The sequence below is a fragment of the Caldibacillus thermoamylovorans genome (assembly GCF_000751775.1).
GTDB classification, from domain to species: domain Bacteria; phylum Bacillota; class Bacilli; order Bacillales; family Caldibacillaceae; genus Caldifermentibacillus; species Caldifermentibacillus hisashii.
Genome location: NZ_CCRF01000102.1, coordinates 1 through 20,114, shown reverse-complemented (window position 1 = coordinate 20,114; position 20,114 = coordinate 1). Strand labels below are relative to the sequence as shown.

Here is a 20,114-nt window from a genome sequence, read left to right as displayed (position 1 = left end):
AGCATTTTTCGTGTTGCGGGTATAAATCTGACCAGAAAACAATTTTTGACACGTAGTTCAAAAAGTATTCGTTACTACGAGTTACGGGTTTTAATTAAGAACATTTTTTCATATAAGGGGATAGGGGGAGAAAGCATGGAGACAAAGGTTTACCAAGCAAAACATCCGATTCGCTTTGTGACAGCATCCAGTCTGTTTGATGGTCATGATGCGACCATTAATATTATGCGGCGGATTCTTCAAGCGAGTGGAGCCGAGGTCATCCATCTGGGACATAACCGCTCTGTTGAGGAAATTGTTAACGCCGCCATCCAAGAAGATGTTCAAGGAATTGCGGTTACTTCTTATCAGGGTGGACACATGGAATTTTTTAAATATATGTATGATCTCCTTCATGAAAAGGGTGCCGGACAAATCCGGATTTTTGGCGGTGGTGGCGGTGTAATTCTGCCAAAAGAAATAAAAGAATTACATGAATATGGAATCGCTCACATTTTTTCACCGGAAGATGGACGTGTGCTCGGGTTGCAGGGAATGATTAACCTCATGCTCGAACAATGCGATTTTCCAACAATCAATGAGGAAGTAGCCAACCAAGTTGTGAATTTACAAAACCAAAACCAATACGCAATTGCCAAAATGATTACATTGGCGGAATATTTATCAGACAAACGGATCGCAACAAATGTTGGTGAATTGGCTCCAGGACTTGAAACGATTTTAGAAAAGGTCAAGGAAGCGGAAAAAGCGGTACCGGTTCTTGGTATTACCGGTACAGGCGGGGCCGGAAAGAGTTCCCTAATAGATGAATTGGTCCTTCGTTTTTTAAGTGAATTTCCCGAAAAAAAATTGGCCATTTTGTCGGTTGATCCAACGAAACAAAAAACCGGCGGTGCGCTTCTTGGTGACCGCATTCGAATGAACGCCATTTTTTCACCGCGTGTATTTATGCGTTCTTTGGCTACCCGTAACTCCAAAAGTGAATTGTCACTCGCCATTCGAGATGCTTTAGCAATTACAAAAGCATCCGGATTTGATTTTATCATTGTTGAAACGAGCGGGATCGGCCAAGGTGATGCCGAAATTCGCGCAATTAGCGATGTCGCCCTCTATGTTATGACCAGTGAGTTCGGAGCACCGTCCCAATTAGAAAAGATCGATATGATTGACTATGCTGATCTTATCGCCATTAACAAATTTGAAAAAACAGGATCAGAGGATGCAAGAAGGCAAGTACAAAAACAGTATCAACGCAGTCATGAACTTTTCCATGTATCGCCCGAAAAAATGCCTGTTTATGGGACCATCGCCAGTCAATTCAACGATCCGGGAACAAACGCATTATTTGCAGCTATCATTGAGAAATTTAATGAGGTGCTGCACTTGGGCTGGTCAACCTCCTATTCTAAAAAAGAGGTTGTTGAAAAACATGATATTATCATCCCAAACAGTAGACGGTATTATTTACGGGAGATTGCTGATACTGTCAGAAATTATCATAAAAGGGTTGAAGAACAAGTTGAATATGCCCGAAAACTTTTCCAAATCGAAGGTACCATCGAGCTAACTAAAGGAAATGAAACAGAAGGGGCGCTCATTGATTTATTAGAAGCTTGGAAAAACAAGATGGCCGACAAGCTGAACGATACTTCGAAAAAAATTATTGAAAACTGGGATCAAACAAAAGAAACATACGCAAAAGACCGGCTCGTAACTAAAGTCCGTGATAAAGAAATAACGACTGAATTACGAACAAAAAGTCTTTCAGGTTTATGGATTCCGAAAGTCGCTTTACCAAAATACAAGGATTATGGGGAAATTTTACGTTGGGTATATAAAGAAAATGTTCCGGGTGCATTTCCTTTTACGGCTGGAGTGTTCCCGTTTAAGCGGAAAGAAGAAGACCCGAAACGTCAATTTGCCGGAGAAGGGACACCGGAGCGAACCAACAGGCGCTTCCATTATTTGTCAAAAGATGACCCGGCCAAACGACTAAGTACGGCGTTTGATTCCGTTACATTGTACGGTGAGGATCCGGATTATCGACCTGACATTTATGGAAAGGTTGGCGAGAGCGGTGTCAGTGTTTGTACCTTAGATGATATGAAAAAATTGTATCAAGGATTTGACTTATGCCATCCGTTAACATCCGTTTCGATGACCATTAATGGACCGGCACCGATTATTCTTGCTATGTTCATGAATACCGCCATTGAACAGCAAGTTGAACTTAAGGAAAAAGAATTAGGGCGACCATTAACCGAAGAAGAATATGAAAAAGTTAAAGCCTACACATTGTCAACCGTTCGGGGTACGGTACAAGCGGATATTTTAAAAGAAGACCAAGGACAAAATACATGTATTTTTTCGACTGAATTTGCCTTACGTATGATGGGGGATATTCAACAATATTTTATCGATCATCAAATTCGAAACTATTACTCGGTATCCATTTCCGGTTACCATATAGCCGAGGCCGGTGCCAATCCGATCACCCAATTGGCCTTCACCTTGGCGAACGGCTTTACGTATGTAGAATATTATTTAAGCCGTGGCATGCATATTGATGACTTTGCTCCAAACTTGTCATTCTTTTTCTCAAACGGGCTCGATCCGGAATATAGTGTTATCGGCCGTGTAGCAAGGAGAATTTGGGCGATTGTCATGAAAGAAAAATATGGGGCCAATGAACGGAGTCAAAAATTGAAATATCATGTTCAAACATCCGGTCGGTCCCTTCATGCTCAAGAGATTGATTTTAATGATATTCGCACCACTTTACAGGCATTAATGGCGATTTATGATAATTGCAATTCGCTCCATACAAACGCCTATGATGAAGCAATTACAACGCCGACAGAAGAATCGGTACGTCGGGCGATGGCCATTCAAATGATTATTACAAAAGAATATGGGCTAGCTAAAAATGAAAACCCGTTGCAAGGTTCCTTCATCATTGAGGAATTAACAGATCTTGTTGAAGAAGCAGTATTACAGGAATTTGAGCGACTGAATGATCGCGGTGGTGTTCTCGGTGCGATGGAGAGTCAATATCAACGCGGAAAAATTCAAGATGAATCACTATACTATGAGACGAAAAAGCATTCAGGGGAACTGCCGATCATTGGCGTGAACACATATTTAAATCCGAATCCGCCAAAAGAAGAAGAAATAGATAATATCCAAGTAGCCCGGGCATCAAAAGAGGAAAAAGAAACTCAAATTAAAAACTTAATGAAATTTAAAGAACGAAATCAAGATAAAGTGGAAGATGCATTGCGGAAACTAAAACAGGTGGCTCTTTCCGGGGGGAATATTTTTGAAGAATTGATGGAAACGGTAAAAGTCGCCAGCCTCGGGCAAATTACCAATGCCCTGTACGAAGTCGGCGGTCAGTATCGAAGGAATGTATAAACCGGATACGGCAAAAAATGATAACTAAAATAAGATATTAAAAGGGGAGTACCGACTCATATGATGCAAAGTCGGAATCCCCTGCTTTCATTTTTCAGTTTTTCAGGTGTGAAGCCAACGCTTTTCAGAGTCAGTTTAGCCGGGTATAATTAAAGAAGTGAACTTTAAAACTAACTTTAATGTTTCACCATACGAATAAAAATATTTTCGCCGGACATCTAAAAATTGACAATAAATTGTTTTATAATAAAATTGGTAGGAAAGAAGGAAATAGGGATTTTATAAATAAGATTATCTCTACCCCAAGATGTCGTTATTGGGAAGTGAAATGAACTTGAAATATCTTCTAATCGTCGTTATAATTATTCTCTCTATATATGGAATATCTTTTTTCTATGATATGCAGCTGGGTGCTATTCCATTTTTAATTCTCTCTATATTTTTTATCTATATTGCCTGGCAAGAATATAAAAAAGGTGACTAATTCCACGCCATAAAATATCATTATTTGACGAATGACACAGACTAGCATAAACAGATAACTTTTGTTTATAATGAATAATATGCATGAAGAGTGGGTATCCAGTTTTTATAGCAATCATTCCATAAAGAAATCTTTTCTGTTTTTGTTAAGAGAGAAAGGACGTGCACAAGTGAGTTTAGAAAATTTAACCCAAGAACAATTACAGGAAATGTCATTAATCGAAATTGCATATGAACTTTTGTATGACAGAAAACAACCTATGCACCTAAATGATTTAGTAGATGAGGTTGCTAAATTATTGGGTGCAACAAAGGAAGAAGTCCAGGAAAATATTGCTCAATTTTATACGGATTTGAACATTGACGGTCGGTTTTTAAATGTCGGCGGTAATATTTGGGGATATAAAGGATGGTATCCGGTTGAACAATATGAAGATGATTTTGTTCCGACAGTCCGTTCGAAAAAGAAAAAGGCAAAAGTTGATGAAGTGGAAGACGATTTTGAGGAATTGGAAGAGGATCTTGTTGAATACGAAGAAGATTTAGATGAATTCATCGATGAGGATGAAGATGAGGATGAATTTATAGAAGAAGATGACCTTGAAGATGTTGATGATGTATTTGAAGATGACGAAGATATTGTTGAGGAAGAAGATGAGGAACTAATCATCGATGAGGAATTTGAGGAAGAGTTGGACGATGAAGAAGATATAGATGAAGACGAATATATTGAAGAAGACGAAGAATCGTGAGCACATTCTTGACATTTTAACTTTTCCTATGTATTATTCTATTTGGGCTCAATAAAAAATAAAAATATATTTGTTCATTTTAAAAAAGCAAATAGCTCCCTTACATCAGTAAGTGGGGCTTTTTTGTTTTTTCTTTTTTTTATAAAGTAACCACTGGTTTTGTAAACTATGATTAGAAAAAATAGTAAGGAGAGATTTCATTATGACAAAATATGTATTTGTCACAGGCGGGGTTGTTTCATCTTTAGGAAAAGGGATTGTTGCAGCATCACTCGGCCGCTTACTAAAAAATCGCGGTTTAAAAGTAACCATTCAAAAATTTGATCCATATATCAATGTGGACCCGGGAACCATGAGTCCGTATCAACATGGTGAAGTGTTTGTTACCGATGATGGTGCAGAAACAGACCTCGATTTAGGCCATTATGAACGTTTTATCGATATTAATTTAAATAAATATTCCAATGTTACGACAGGAAAAATTTATTCACGGGTAATAAAAAAGGAACGTCGCGGGGATTATCTTGGGGCTACTGTTCAAGTCATTCCGCATATTACGAATGAAATCAAAGACCAAGTTTATCGTGCCGGAAAAGAAACAAATGCTGATGTTGTCATTACAGAAATTGGCGGGACCGTCGGAGATATTGAATCATTACCATTTTTGGAAGCCATTCGCCAGTTAAAGAGCGATCTTGGTTCATCTAATGTTATGTATATTCACTGCACGCTTGTTCCATATATTAAAGCAGCCGGTGAAATGAAAACAAAACCAACACAACATAGTGTAAAAGAGTTACGCAGTCTCGGGATTCAACCAAATGTCATCGTTGTACGAACAGAAATGCCAATTTCCCAAGAGATGAAAGATAAAATCGCTTTATTCTGTGACATCGATTCGCAAGCAGTAATTGAATCAAGGGATGCGGATACTTTATATGAAATTCCCCTTTCTATGCAGTCCCAAGGTTTGGATACCATTGTTTGCAATTATTTAAAAATCGTCAGCCATGAACCGAATATGTCCGAATGGGAAGCATTGGTAAATAAAGTTCGAAACTTGTCCAAGACGGTCAAAATTGCCTTGGTCGGTAAATATGTCGAATTACAAGATGCCTATATATCGGTTGTAGAGTCATTAAAGCATGCCGGTTATGTATTTGACTCGGATATAGATATTCATTGGATTAATGCTGAACATGTGACTGAAGAAAACGTGGCGGAATTACTTGGTGATGCAGACGGTATTTTGGTACCGGGCGGTTTTGGTGATCGCGGAATTGAAGGGAAGATTACAGCAATTCAATACGCTCGTGAAAACAAAGTTCCTTTCCTTGGGATATGCTTAGGAATGCAATTAGCTTCCATTGAATTTGCTCGTCATGTCGTTCGATTAAACGGTGCTCATAGTTCTGAAATTAATCCGGACACAAAACATCCGATTATAGCACTTTTACCGGAACAAGAAGATGTAGAAGATATGGGAGGAACATTACGCCTTGGCCTTTACCCATGTAAAATTGTAGAAGGAACGAAGGCATTTAATGCGTATGAAGATGAACTCATTTATGAACGTCATCGTCATCGCTATGAGTTTAATAACCAATACCGTCAAATAATGGAAGAAAAAGGTTTTGTTTTTTCAGGAGTTAGTCCGGACGGCCGTTTAGTTGAAATTATTGAGTTAAAAGATCATCCATGGTTCGTCGCATCGCAATTTCATCCGGAGTTTAAATCGAGACCGACAAAACCACATCCATTGTTCAGAGAGTTTATCCGTTCATCTTTAAATAATCGGGAAGGAAAATAAGTTTGTTCATTTGGCATCCTTCGCCAACGCTAAATTAGAAAGAGAATTGTTCAAAAAATAATGAAACTACCATAGGTTCGCACCCAAAAAGCTTATTCACTACATTTAGTGAAATTTTTCTTTAAGCCTTTTTGGGTGTTTTTTAATAGAGGGGCTATTATGGACAAAATGCGAAATCATCAAGCGAAAACTGTCCAATAAACCGGTTATTATGTTAAGAACCAAATGCATAATCTTCCATTATTTCATCAATTCGGAATTTTAACGAATGATAAACATATAATGCGGCTATCGCATGCGGATACATCGTTCTGCCACCCCGCTCATCCGGAACAAGGCCGGTGTCAATATGGAGATTGATACATACATCAGCTAAATTTTCTACTGGATTTACGTCTTTCACAGATATTGAACCGACAACAACAAACGGCACCTGAAGCGAACGCAGTTTTTTAGCCAGCACCACAACTTGCTCATTAGCAATATTTCGTGAAAAAATTAACACACGATCCGCCGTCGATAGCTGTTCAAATGTATCACCGGTCCATTCTTGCACTCTTTGCAAAGGCTCTTGTCCATATTTAGCCTCCAAAAAAACACTTCTCAAATCATTTTCACCAAAAATATAAATCGAACCTTCACCAACTAATGCCTGAGCCAACAATCTGGCTGCATCCTCTATATCAAGTTCTTGTTCACTAATTTTTTGTAAACGCCCAATCAATTGCGTAGTAAATATTTTCGACAAACCGCTTCACTCCTTTCACCCCATTTTAACAAAAACACCTTCTCTAAAAAAGAATAAATCTATACTAAGCTTTTTGCAATGTAAAAATTTTTATCTTGTTTCAAGAAAAAGGTGGCGGCTTATCCCATCTGATTTTTTTTAAAAATCAACCAACGACGCGTTGAATTTTATAAATTATTTTTGAAAAAATCAGAAATAATTTACGCACCCTGTGATTGACCAACCTCTTTTTGTTGATTATGGGAGCACTTGACAGCAGATTTGACAAATGAGCAACTGTGCATGGTGGAAGTGTGTGGTTTTCATGTTGTGCATGTCGATTTGTAAGGAGGCGCATGAAATAAATTCATACGCCTTCTCTTTTTATTTTGGGTTACTGAATAATTAGAAGCAAGGGGCTTCTTCCAAATGATTTATCATAACCAGAAGCTGTACGAATTTTCAGTTATGCCATGATCACAAATGTTTTTTTGAAAATCTACATTCAATAGCATTTAAGTGAACGCCAAAGAAATACTTTCCTATTTGCTAAAATAACCAAAAAACATTAGAAAAATATTAGGTTTGCTATTTAATGTAATATAAAAAGATGTTTCCGTTTCGTTGTGAACTACTTGATGAGAGGATGAATCATAAACCTTTTGGTACACGTTAAGAAAGGATAAATATCCAGCAAAGAATCGAATTTGACGTGATGGGAAATGTTAAGAGTTACGTATAAGTGTATAAGGAAAGCTTCCCGGTATACAATCGCAGCCGAAAAAGGTTCTCTTTTTTTCGGTGAATAGAGAAGCTTCGGTCGCATGACCTCGCAAGCGAAAATGTTGGCTTGCGACGGCTCTTGGTTGCCTAAAGCCTCGGACGCCCGAGTTTTCTTTATTTGTAGTTACTAATTGATATCAAGAATGATGAAAGTAAAGTTCAATGAAGAAAAAATTGCAGCGCTGTTCCAATATTTATGAAAAAGGAGTTTAACTTAAGGAAAATTAGTGAACTTGATCATATTATTCGCATAGAACAAGTCAAAAAATGAAAGCAAGCGACGGAAAGATCGCAATGGTATATGATCAAAGATTGGAATCAAATCGTCTGTTTATGGTTTTTGACGGTGTGCAGCCTTGCGGACAGTGTCAGACTTCGTTCGTGCAAACGTATTCGTTTGTCTAGCAGATGGGAACTCAGCCTTAAAGCGGAATGGAACGGGCAAGCAAGTAGCTTTATGACATTTTTACTCTCTCCCTTTGCAAAGGTTTGGGCAGTGTGGCATACATCTGCAATCGATTACAAAGCATTGATTTTCAACAAACCAAATCTTACACTTCCTAAGGATATGATGAAAGATTACAATAAGAAATATACTTGGTTCTAAATATTGTGAGCAGCGAAGGAAAAAACATTGTGATTGGATTCTAGACGGAGCGTAGGAATTTTGATAACGTTATTAGATCCAAAACGAAAGAAAACAACTTGAGAACGTGGATAAGCTATTATCAAAAGATTATATATGGATAAGAGTATTCTTTCTGATATTTTAAGAGGGTATCTGTTCTGCATGAATAGTGAATGACTTGACAAGCGTGTTCCAACTTCAATGAACGATAAGGTGGGATCTGGAAGCATGCATTTGAAGAAAATTTTAGTTGTAGATGATAATGAAGATATTTGTCTTACAATCAAGCAATATTTGGAACTTTATCATTACACGGTGGAATATGTACATAACGGCACCGAGGCATTGCAAATCATTAACAATGATTTTGATTTGATTATCTTGGACATTATGATGGAAGGCCTTGATGGAATGGAATTGTGTGGGATTATCCGTGACAAAGTGAATTGTCCGATTATTTTTGTCAGCGCAAAAACGTTGGAGGAAGACAAAGTTCAAGCTCTATCCATCGGCGGGGACGACTACATGACCAAACCTTTCAGTTTAAAAGAGTTGAAAGCAAGAATTGATTCCCATTTAAGACGGGAAGAGCGGATCCGTTCGAATGACAGGCATTTGTTAAGTTCTAAAAATATTACCATCGATCTTTTGGCCAATGAAGTCTTTTGTAAAGGGGTTCAATTGCATTTAACAAAAAAGGAATATGAGATTATTAAATTGTTAATGTTGAATAAAAATATGGTCTTTTCTAAGGATAGAATTTTTGAACGGGTATGGGGATTGGATTCGGAAAGTCAATTAGAAACGGTGACGGAAAGCATTAAAAACATTCGGAAGAAAATCCGGTCTTTGGATAAGGAAAACTCCTATATTAAAACATTATACGGATTAGGCTATAAATGGGATGTTACAAATGAAAAAGGATAAAACAATAAAAAGAGATTTTTATTTATTGGTTGTAAAGGTCTTTTTATCAACGATTTTGTCTTCGGCAGTTACTTATTTATGTTTAATCTATTTTATCTTTATGTTTGCCGAAAATAATACGATTAAACCGACGGATTATTTTGTGAAATATTTGGATGTTATTGAAAAAAAGATTGAAGAAAGCGCTCCGGACATTTTAAACGGGGAGCTAATTAATCTAGATCAGTACAGTGAAAAAATTGAAGGGGAAGTATTGGATATCAATGGCAATCATCTTTACGGCGATCAGGATGTTGCGGGATATAAAGTGAAAGTCGGTGAAGTAATTAATCGTGAGATTGTAAAAGGAAGCTACGTTTACAGATTTATCCCCATTAAACATGATAATGCCATTCAAGCGGTGTATGTGCTGAAAGCTCCTTTCGGGTTTATCATTAATAATCAGGATCGCCTCGGAATCGTGTTTATTTATGTTGTGTTGTTGATTTCTCCGTTAATATTTTTTGTGATTTATTTAATTTTTTATACGTCCAAGCTGTATAAATCCTTGTTTAATAATATTAAAGTGTTGCTTCAGGCTTCGGATAAAATTTCCAAAGGAGATTTTGATTTTAAGATCTCGGGATTGAAAAGAAAAGAGTTTATGAGGATCCAAGATTCGTTTAATACGATGATCGACGCTTTGAAAGAGATGATTGAAAGCATATCCAAGATCGATGATGAACGAAAAATCATGGTGTCGTCGATTGCCCACGACATACGAACGCCGTTAACTGTTATTCAAGGGCAAATGGATTTAATTAACGATTTGAAAGACATAGAAAAATTTGATATTACCCCGCATTTGGATATTATTCGGAAAAATTGCAGCAAAATGAGCATGCTTACGGACAATTTGTCGCTTCTTTATAAAGTGGAAAACGTCGACTTTTTGTTGAATATTAAAAGAGTTGATTTGGGTAAAATGCTTCATGAGAAAAAACAAGAAATATCAACCATGGCTCATTATAAAAAAAACGTTCATATTCATTTTGATGTCCACTTAAGCAAACGATATTATTTTCTTGATGAAGCCATGTTAATGAGGGTTTTGGATAATATTTTGTATAACAGTCTGAGATTTACAACCAGCGGGGAAATTAAACTTGAAGTACATGATGAATCCGACGGTCATTCAAGCAAAATTTATTTTAAATGTTCGGATACGGGGACTGGATTTAAGGAGAAAGACACTTCTCAGTTATTTAAAGCATTTTATCAAGATGTGCAATATAAAGACCATGTCGGCTTAGGTCTTTATATTTCGAAAAAAATTGTCAATAATTTTGATGGACAGATTCAGGCGTACAATAACGAAAACGGTGGTGCAACCGTTGAGTTTTATATCAAGGAACAATCCATTATTTGTTATCAATTGAGTGAAAAATCATCTTTTTGATAGAAGGATTTTTATAATAAGGATGTTGACAGATTCCAGCTGTTATAAAAAGAGGTATCTCCCCCTATTTTTAAGTTTCAAAAAGTTGGCAAGCGCCAAATGCGTTCCTACCTAGTTAAGGCGAGGATCATTTGGCGTTTACGTTCCAAATTTATCTGATTATTCAGTTTCTTATGCGTAGAGTGTGTCAAATTTAAATCAAAATCATTATAAAAACTTTATATTGAAGAGGTAGTATGAAATTTGAGAACGCTCGCACTTGAAATGGGAGTTTTTCAATTGCACGACAAATGCCACTTTCATCACATTACGAGTTGCTTTTTGTTTGAAGGTCTGAAGTAAAATCAATTCTCACTTTTATCAAACTGTGCAAGATTTGGAAGGGAGAGAATTCAAGACCGAATAAAAGTTAAAACTTCATTTTTTAAAGTGAAAGGAGAAGAACCATGTCAGCGTATTTTTTGGAAACGAAACAATTAACCAAAGCTTTCGGCAAACAACTTGCCGTTGACCATGTATCAATCAGGGTCAAGGAAAAAACGATTTACGGATTGCTTGGACCGAACGGAGCCGGGAAATCAACCATTTTAAAAATGTTAACGGGTCTTTTGCGGCCGACAAAAGGCGAAATTCTCTTTAATGGGCATCTGTGGAGCAGAAAAGATCTTAAGGAGATCGGCGCGCTTATTGAGTCACCGGCCCTTTACGGCAATTTAACGGCTTATGAAAATTTGCTGGTTCATGCAAAATTATTAAATCTTCCGGATTCAAGAATTAAAGAAGTGCTGAAAATCGTGGATTTGGAAAATACAGGGAAAAAGAAAGCCTCGCAGTTTTCCTTCGGGATGAAGCAACGATTAGGGATTGCCAAAGCACTTTTAAATGATCCGAAGCTTCTGATTCTCGATGAACCAACCAATGGACTGGACCCGCTTGGTATTCAAGAATTACGAAAACTTATCAGATCTTTCCCGAAACAAGGAATGACGGTCATTTTATCCAGTCATATTTTGCCGGAAGTAAAACAATTGGCCGATCACATTGGCATCATCCAAAACGGAAAACTTAAATATCAAGGAGAAATAAAGGAAGATCAAGATCTGGAAAAATTCTTTATCGATGTAGTCAGCGGATTATGAGGGAGGCTGTAAATCATGCTGAATATGATACAATCTGAACGTTTAAAATATAAGCGGACTTTTGCGAAAAAGCTTGTATATATTGCACCTCTTTTCTTTGTACTATACGCCATTATTACCATGCCTACGATCCAATCCAAATATAATTATTTCGAATACACGGTATTTAATTGGTGGCCGTTACTATTTCTTCCTTTGGGGACGGCATTGATCGCGTCACTGGCCGCCATGCGAGAAAAAAAGTCAGGAAATTACAGAGCTTTACGTTGTCACGATATCAGCATTCCGCGAATGTGGTTCAGTAAAATCATTGTGATTGCCTATTATACATTGCTTTCATCCATTGAATTGATGATTTTGTTGATCCTGTTAAAATTATTTTTACCCAACAGCATTTCATCAGCTGCTGTCGTTGTAATGGCCAGTCTTACCATATGGATCACATCGTTGGCATACATCCCAATCGGGTTGTTTTTTGCTGACCGATTCGGAACCGTTATTTCCATAATTGTCAGTTTGATCGGGATTGTTTTGGGGGTAGTCATGGCTCCGGAATCATACTGGATGTTTATTCCGTGGAGTTGGGGGATGAGATTGATGTCACCGATAGTCGGTGTTCATCCGAACGGTGTACCGTTGAAAGAAGGGAATCCTTTGTTGGATCCTTCTGTTATTCCAATAGGCATTCTTGCCTCCATTGTTATTTTTGTTTTATTATCTCTTGTTACCGCGTTTTGGTTTTCGAGAAAAGAGGTGAACTGAATTGTCTTTTTTGCATGTTTTGTCATCCGAATGGCTAAAGACAAGGCGTACAACCATTAGGCTGATCGTGTTTGTGATGCCGATTATTTATCCAATTTTTATGTTATGGTATTTTTCCAGATATAAGGATCCATCTTTTTGGCAAGTGAAAATATATGGAGGATTTTTTGAGGTATTGAGCGTTTCGTTACCGATTGTGATTTCTTTACTTACCGGTTTGATGGCCTATCAAGAAGAAAAGTCGGGAAGTTTCATGAATGTGTTGACGGGTCCTGTTTCAAGAGCGAAATTTTACTTTGGAAAACTTTCTTTACTTATTTTTGCCGCCATTGCGGATATATTCTTGGCAACTTTCCTTATGTTGTTAGGGATGAGATATATTTTGAACATAGAAAATGTGCATTACGATTTATTTTTGCAAGGAGCGCTTTTGTCCTTGGTCGGATCACTTATTCTTTTTTCCTTGCATTTGCTGATCAGTTTTGCATTCGGGATGGGTGCGTCTATTGCGATCGGTGGCGGAGGATTCCTTGTTTCAGCAATTATTGGGGCAACGGTTGTGGGCGATCATATTTGGCCATATATTCCGTGGGCTTGGACCGTTCGCCTTTCGCAAGTTCCTATGTTATTGATGCTTAAGGTCAAACATGCATTCGGAATGGAGTTGTCGGACTTGTATTTTCAAGAGTTGATGAAAGGGATCATACCCGCAAGTATATGTTTTATTCTCGTAACATTACTAGGCTTCGTTTGGTTTAATCGTTGGGAAGGGGGCAAGTCCTATGAATAAAGGAAAAAATACAGGGGAAGGAGGAGAAAAGAAAAGTGAAAAATTCCATCCTGCTTATGGCTGTTGCCGGGGTCATTCTTTTGGGAGGATGTTCCCTATTAAAAGATTTGAAACATACCGCCTCCGAGAATATGGAGATTGATAAAAAGTTGCCGAAATATAAGTTGAATATGGAAAATTTTAAGGAAATCAGCTATGAGGGTAAAACCTATGTGATTCAAGAAGCGGAAGTTACGAAAGAAGATTTGGATGAACCGATTGGAAAGGTTACGGAAACGATCACGATTAATGAAAATAATGAGATACTAAGCAAAAAAGAGCTTAAAAAAGTTGAAGTGGTTCCAAAGGGAAAAGATGAGAAACGAACGCATTTAAACTATGGTTGGGTATACAGCATAAAAGATGTAAGTCCGGATGAAGAAGTTGCGGTAGTTATAAACAATCAATTTCGTGTAGCAAAAATAAAACTTGTAGATGAATAATTTTCAATAGTTCTAATCCTGATAAACAAAAAGGGATCATTAAGCCACTCATTACTATCTGAAAGCGGTGCTCATCATATAGGCGGCTGATGTCTGTTGCTTCCAGCGTTTGATCCGTACATACTAGAAAGACAACCGATTACTCAACCGAAAATCGTCTTAACGCCATCCTGTAAATTCATGAACAAGGGTAGACAAAACTATTTTTATAGGAACGAATCGATATATTTTCCAGCCCGAAGAGTAAATATTTCTTGAAATAATTCCACTCAAACTTTACTGAATATGGGACAAGGAGATTATATAAAAACTTATTGCATTTTATTGCATTGGCATTAGGGGGCAAGTTTTTAATCTCTCCTTTCCAAGTCCTTGGGCTACAAGCAATCTATAACATCGCTATTCCTTCTATAACGAAGAAGGAATAGTTAAGTTTTTGTCGAATATAAATGAAGGGGAATCCGTTGGGATAAAGGGAATTTTAAAGGATAGGGGAGAAGCGAAAATGGATAATGGAAAAATTTTAATCGTGGATGATCAGTTTGGCATTCGCTTATTACTTAATGAGGTATTTAAAAAGGAAGGTTATCAAACTTATCAAGCGGAAAACGGCCAAATTGCTTTGGAACTTGCGGGTATGCATTCACCTGACCTAGTTGTTTTGGATATAAAAATTCCGGGAATGGATGGAATTGAAATTTTGAAACGAATGAAAGAAATAGATCCATCCATTCGTGTAATTATTATGACCGCAGACGGAGATCTGAAAATGATTCATAAGGCAAAGGAATTAGGGGCACTTACCCATATTGCAAAGCCTTTTGATATAGAAGAATTGGCTAAAACAGTTAAGGAAATTTTATCGGATAAAATATTAGAAAAGATGTAAAATATAAATGGTGTTCACTAAATTTTTTATTTTGTAGTTTTAATCACATGGTAAAATGTTTGTGATTTTGGTATCATAATAATTGTGTGAAATAAGAGCCATTTTCTATTGAACATTTACATATTTTTTCATGGGTGTGGAAATTGGTAATTTGATGTAGGAGGAGATTGCATTATGCCGTTAGTATCAATGACCGAAATGTTGGAAAAAGCAAAAGCAGGCAAATATGCTGTAGGTCAATTCAATATCAATAATCTGGAATATACACAAGCAATTCTACAGGCTGCTGAAGAAGAAAAATCCCCGGTTATTCTGGGTGTTTCTGAAGGTGCCGCACGTTATATGGGCGGATTCAAGCTAGTAACAGCAATGGTAAAAGCTTTAATGGAAGAGTATAAAATTACGGTTCCTGTTGCCATCCATCTTGACCATGGTTCCAGCTTTGAATCATGCGCAAGAGCAATTCACGCAGGTTTCACATCGGTAATGATCGATGCAAGTCATCACCCATTTGAAGAAAATATTCAAATCACTTCAAAAGTTGTTGAATTGGCTCATTTGCACGGGATATCTGTTGAAGCTGAATTAGGAACTGTCGGCGGTCAAGAAGATGATGTTGTTGGCGAAGGAATTATCTATGCGGATCCGAACGAATGTGTTGAACTGGTTAATCGTACCGGTATTGATGCTCTAGCACCGGCTTTAGGTTCTGTACACGGTCCTTACCATGGTGAACCAAACTTAGGTTTCAAGGAAATGGAAGAAATTGCAAAATTAACTGGAAAACCACTTGTTCTTCATGGCGGAACCGGTATTCCAACACATGATATCCAAAAAGCTATCTCACTTGGAACTGCAAAAATCAATGTGAACACAGAAAACCAAATCGCTTCTGCAAAAACAGTTCGTGAAGTACTAGCGAAAAACGCTGATCTTTACGACCCAAGAAAATATCTTGGACCGGCAAGAGAAACCATTAAAGACACGGTAAAAGGTAAAATGAAAGAATTTGGCTCTGTCGGTAAAGCTTAAGTTGTTGAATTGGCTTTAGCACTGACCAATCGAATCATAAATTTTAAGGCTATCCGTATAACGGGAGTACAACGTCCCGATCAGGATAGCCTTTTTTATAGTACTGGCAAATATTTTGAAAGCTGCTAGTAGTTGCGTGTATAATTAATACTTATCTACTCTATTTATATATATTTAATATCAAAAAAATAATATAGTTGAACTAGTCATGCAGAAATGTTATAACGTAGACAGAACTGTGTTAATAAATCCTAATTTGGATAATATGTAATTAATTGATAAAATAGAAGCAGTGGAGAAAACGATTACTTGATTATAAATGAATCTGTCATACCTATAGTAGGAAGGGAGATAACCATGGATAAAATAAAAGTCATTGGTGGAAAAACATTAAAAGGATCTGTCAAAATAAGCGGTGCAAAAAATAGTGCCGTTGCATTAATCCCGGCAAGTATTCTCGCTGAATCTCCTGTAACCATCGAAGGATTACCGGAAATTTCAGATGTTGAAATCTTGAAAAAATTGTTAGAAGAAATCGGTGGTGTTGTACACTTAGAAGATCAAGATATAACAATCGATCCATCAATGATGACATCAATGCCGCTCCCGAATGGCAAGGTGAAAAAACTGCGCGCTTCCTATTATTTAATGGGTGCCATGCTCGGACGTTTCAAAAAAGCTGTCATTGGTTTGCCGGGCGGCTGTCATTTAGGTCCCCGTCCAATTGATCAACATATTAAAGGCTTCGAAGCGCTTGGTGCAAAAGTAACGAATGAACAGGGCGCCATCTATTTACGTGCCGATGAATTGAAAGGAGCACGCATTTATCTTGATGTAGTCAGTGTCGGGGCGACGATCAATATTATGTTGGCAGCAGTTCGGGCAAAAGGAAAGACAGTAATTGAAAATGCTGCAAAAGAACCGGAAATTATTGATGTTGCTACATTGTTAACCAATATGGGGGCAAAAATTAAAGGTGCCGGTACCGATATTATCCGGATTGAAGGAGTAGACCATTTACACGGATGCCGACATACGATCATTCCCGATCGTATTGAGGCGGGTACATATATGATTTTAGCCTCGGCAATGGGTAGAGGAGTTCTTGTCGACAATGTTATTCCCTACCATCTGGAGTCGCTCATTGCAAAATTAAGAGAAATGGGTGTGTCTGTTGAAACATCAGATGATCAAGTCTATATCTCAAAGGCGAAAAAGCTCGTTGCCGCTGATATAAAGACATTGGTATATCCCGGATTTCCTACCGATCTTCAGCAGCCGATGACAGCATTACTAACTAATGCGGAAGGAACTAGTGTGGTGACAGATACGATCTATTCTGCCCGATTCAAACATATTGACGAATTAAGAAGAATGAATGCAAATATTAAAGTGGAGGGCAGATCAGCCATTATTACCGGTCCCGTCCAATTAAACGGAGCGAAAGTAAAAGCAACTGATTTACGGGCCGGTGCATCACTTTTAATAGCCGGTTTAATGGCACGGGGGTTAACGGAAATAACCGGTGTCGAACATATTGATCGCGGATACAGTCATGTTGTCGAAAAGCTTCAAGGTTTAGGGGCCAACGTTTGGAGGGAAACGCTGACGGAAGAAGAAATGGAGCAGGTGAAAAACTCCTGATGTTTGTCATAGCTAGGGGTTGACCGAGGCATATGAAAAAATGTCTGACCACATGCCTCTCAAAAAATTCATAAATAAGGTCGATTGAATCCCGGTTCTCCCTTCACTCAGCAGTCGCTTGACATCATGACCCGTCCAATCAAGCGACTTTTCTTTAACCTCAATCCGTAAGATAGTGTGCGTCAAAAATCCGCTTACACGGTTTTTTTAACATTTTATTAACCTTCGCTGACAGACATAACAATCTTTTCCATTATTTTGTTTCAATTGTGTCCTACAAAATAAAAAAATGTGTTATAATATATTGGATCTATGTTATTCGTTAAAAAATAGTTTTTCAGGGGGATTACCGGATGGAAAGAAGTTTGTCAATGGAATTAGTTCGAGTGACGGAAGCCGCCGCATTAGCATCAGCCAGATGGATGGGACGGGGAAAGAAAAATGAAGCGGATGATGCTGCAACTCAAGCAATGCGACAAGTTTTAAACACAGTCCCTATGAAAGGAACCGTAGTCATTGGCGAGGGGGAAATGGATGAGGCCCCAATGCTTTATATAGGTGAGAAACTTGGTACAGGAAATGGCCCGTGTGTTGATATTGCCGTTGATCCGATTGAAGGAACAAATATCGTAGCCTCCGGGAGCTGGAATGCGCTTGCAGTTCTTGCCATTGCCGATGAAGGGAATTTGTTACATGCGCCTGACATGTATATGGATAAAATTGCCGTCGGTCCCGAAGCTGTCGGACAAATCGATATTAATGCACCGGTTATCGATAATTTACGTGCGGTAGCAAAAGCAAAAAATAAAGATATTGAAGACGTTGTTGCAACAATTTTGAATCGACCGCGTCACGAAAAAATTATCCACGAAATCAGGGAAGCCGGTGCACGAATTAAACTTATTAATGAGGGAGATGTTGCCGCAGCGATTAACACCGCGTTTGATCATACCGGTGTCGATATCCTGTTTGGAATTGGCGGCGCACCGGAAGGAGTTATTGCTGCGGTTGCTTTGAAATGTCTGGGCGGAGAGTTACAAGGTCGACTCCAGCCGCAAAATGATTCAGAAGTTGAGAGATGTAAACAAATGGGTGTCGATTATAACAAGACATTACTAATGGATGATTTAGTTTGCGGGGATGATGCAATTTTTGCGGCAACAGGAATTACCGATGGAGAATTGCTCAAAGGTGTTCAATTAAAAGGTGCTTACGGATTAACTCATTCTGTCGTTATGAGGGCAAAATCAGGAACCGTTCGTTTTATTGACGGAAGACATAGCTTTAAGAAAAAACCGGACCTTGTTATGCAATAAAGAAAATTGGGCGTCTATACGACTTTGAAACTTTTTTCGGTAGTTGATTAATCAGGGTGTGAAGCGATTTTGAAACCTTTTCAGTAATAAAAGACGTAAATGCTTGTTGCGAAAAAAACTTGGACGACAAAATGCGTGTTGAACTTTTTTCGGTTGGAAAAGCACGAATAAAACTCATTTTAGCTTGCGTTAATCCAGTCTGTGATAAACCCCAATCATGTAAATCAACCCATGATTGGGTATTTTTAAGAATTTTGTCAAAAAAAGTAAAAAAATTTTCTCGACTTAAGGCATATTACTACTTTAGCTTCTTAAAAGAATATGGTAATATAGTTTTGGACTATTTGCCAAACAGTAGAGAAAATAATTTCCCTTTGAATACCAATAATTCTATGAAGAAGTAAACAAGCTGCCCCAACAGCTTACCAAATCATCACTTCTTTATTCCCTTCAAAAGAACAACCCAATTTATTAACAAACAGAAATAAATAAACATTCTATGTAAATTTGAAAAGCGTGGTGTAGATTTTGGAAGAAGTAAATGTAAATGTAAATATTGCTCAGTTGGAGAATATGAAACTGAAAGAGTTGTACGAGCTTGCACGGAAATATCAAGTTTCTTATTACAGTAAATTGACCAAAAAAGAACTGATTTTTTCAATTCTTAAGGCACGTGCAGAGCAAGAAGGTTTCTTTTTCATGGAAGGCGTTTTGGACATTATCCAGTCAGAGGGCTTCGGTTTTTTACGTCCGATCAATTATACGCCAAGCTCAGAAGACATATATATTTCAGCCTCGCAAATTCGCCGTTTTGATCTCAGAAACGGGGATAAAGTATCCGGAAAAGTACGGCCGCCAAAGGAAAATGAACGGTATTTCGGACTTTTACATGTAGAAGCGGTAAACGGTGAAAACCCTGAAACTGCGAAAGAACGTGTTCATTTCCCGGCACTTACTCCGCTATATCCGGACCGGCAAATCAAGTTAGAAACCGAACCTCATATCTTGTCGACACGGATTATGGACTTAGTTACACCGGTTGGTTTTGGACAACGGGGTTTGATTGTTGCTCCGCCTAAAGCAGGGAAAACCGTTCTA

The 20,114-nt window shown here is 37.9% G+C and carries 15 protein-coding genes; 14 read left to right on the top strand and 1 reads right to left on the bottom strand.

The features are described 5' to 3' along the window. The first annotated feature begins 135 nt into the window (after window positions 1-135). The 3 genes from icmF (at window position 136) to BT1A1_RS16395 (ending at window position 6,459) form a co-directional block, all read left to right on the top strand. On the top strand, window positions 136-3,414 hold the full coding sequence (gene icmF, locus BT1A1_RS16405) for a fused isobutyryl-CoA mutase/GTPase IcmF (protein WP_034773263.1): 3,279 nt from the start codon (window positions 136-138) through the stop codon (window positions 3,412-3,414). A 653-nt stretch (window positions 3,415-4,067) separates the two neighbouring features. Next, window positions 4,068-4,649, top strand: a complete 582-nt coding sequence (gene rpoE / locus BT1A1_RS16400) for a DNA-directed RNA polymerase subunit delta (protein WP_034773260.1) — start codon at window positions 4,068-4,070, stop codon at window positions 4,647-4,649. A gap of 202 nt (window positions 4,650-4,851) precedes the next feature. Continuing rightward, a complete protein-coding gene (locus BT1A1_RS16395; RefSeq protein WP_034773256.1) occupies window positions 4,852-6,459 on the top strand; it encodes a CTP synthase in 1,608 nt (535 codons plus the stop codon). A gap of 214 nt (window positions 6,460-6,673) precedes the next feature. On the opposite strand, the gene BT1A1_RS16390 is transcribed toward BT1A1_RS16395, so the two are convergent. Next, complete coding sequence (locus BT1A1_RS16390) at window positions 6,674-7,207, bottom strand: DUF2529 family protein (RefSeq protein ID WP_034773253.1); 534 nt, start codon at window positions 7,205-7,207, stop codon at window positions 6,674-6,676. A gap of 1,618 nt (window positions 7,208-8,825) precedes the next feature. On the opposite strand from BT1A1_RS16390, the gene BT1A1_RS16385 reads away from it, so the two are divergent. The 11 genes from BT1A1_RS16385 to BT1A1_RS16335 form a co-directional block, all read left to right on the top strand. Beyond that, window positions 8,826-9,524 (top strand): response regulator transcription factor, encoded by a 699-nt coding sequence (locus tag BT1A1_RS16385; RefSeq protein ID WP_034773250.1) that lies wholly within the window; start codon window positions 8,826-8,828, stop codon window positions 9,522-9,524. Beyond that, window positions 9,511-10,962: a HAMP domain-containing sensor histidine kinase gene (locus BT1A1_RS16380; RefSeq protein ID WP_034773246.1), complete on the top strand. Its 1,452-nt coding sequence runs from the start codon at window positions 9,511-9,513 to the stop codon at window positions 10,960-10,962. Before BT1A1_RS16385 ends, BT1A1_RS16380 begins: the two co-directional genes overlap by 14 nt. Window positions 10,963-11,408: 446 nt before the next feature. Further along, on the top strand, window positions 11,409-12,101 hold the full coding sequence (locus BT1A1_RS16375; RefSeq protein ID WP_034773243.1) for a lantibiotic protection ABC transporter ATP-binding protein: 693 nt from the start codon (window positions 11,409-11,411) through the stop codon (window positions 12,099-12,101). 15 nt (window positions 12,102-12,116) lie between these two features. Beyond that, window positions 12,117-12,863, top strand: coding sequence for a lantibiotic immunity ABC transporter MutE/EpiE family permease subunit (locus BT1A1_RS16370; RefSeq protein ID WP_034773241.1), 747 nt, complete (start codon window positions 12,117-12,119; stop codon window positions 12,861-12,863). Window position 12,864: 1 nt separating this feature from the next. Next, window positions 12,865-13,653 carry a lantibiotic immunity ABC transporter MutG family permease subunit gene (locus BT1A1_RS16365; RefSeq protein ID WP_034773239.1) on the top strand — a complete coding sequence of 263 codons (789 nt, stop codon included), beginning with the start codon at window positions 12,865-12,867 and terminating at the stop codon, window positions 13,651-13,653. 35 nt (window positions 13,654-13,688) lie between these two features. Further along, on the top strand, window positions 13,689-14,135 hold the full coding sequence (locus BT1A1_RS16360; RefSeq protein WP_034773237.1) for a NisI/SpaI family lantibiotic immunity lipoprotein: 447 nt from the start codon (window positions 13,689-13,691) through the stop codon (window positions 14,133-14,135). A 505-nt stretch (window positions 14,136-14,640) separates the two neighbouring features. Next, on the top strand, window positions 14,641-15,024 hold the full coding sequence (locus BT1A1_RS16355; RefSeq protein ID WP_034773437.1) for a response regulator: 384 nt from the start codon (window positions 14,641-14,643) through the stop codon (window positions 15,022-15,024). A 174-nt stretch (window positions 15,025-15,198) separates the two neighbouring features. After that, window positions 15,199-16,056 carry a class II fructose-bisphosphate aldolase gene (locus tag BT1A1_RS16350; protein ID WP_034773236.1) on the top strand — a complete coding sequence of 286 codons (858 nt, stop codon included), beginning with the start codon at window positions 15,199-15,201 and terminating at the stop codon, window positions 16,054-16,056. 357 nt (window positions 16,057-16,413) lie between these two features. Next, window positions 16,414-17,700 (top strand): UDP-N-acetylglucosamine 1-carboxyvinyltransferase, encoded by a 1,287-nt coding sequence (locus BT1A1_RS16345; RefSeq protein ID WP_034773233.1) that lies wholly within the window; start codon window positions 16,414-16,416, stop codon window positions 17,698-17,700. Window positions 17,701-18,053: 353 nt separating this feature from the next. Further along, window positions 18,054-19,016: a class II fructose-bisphosphatase gene (gene glpX, locus BT1A1_RS16340; protein ID WP_034773232.1), complete on the top strand. Its 963-nt coding sequence runs from the start codon at window positions 18,054-18,056 to the stop codon at window positions 19,014-19,016. A 573-nt stretch (window positions 19,017-19,589) separates the two neighbouring features. After that, window positions 19,590-20,114, top strand: a 525-nt coding sequence (locus BT1A1_RS16335; RefSeq protein ID WP_034773435.1) for a Rho termination factor N-terminal domain-containing protein, incomplete at its 3' end; no start/stop codon positions are given.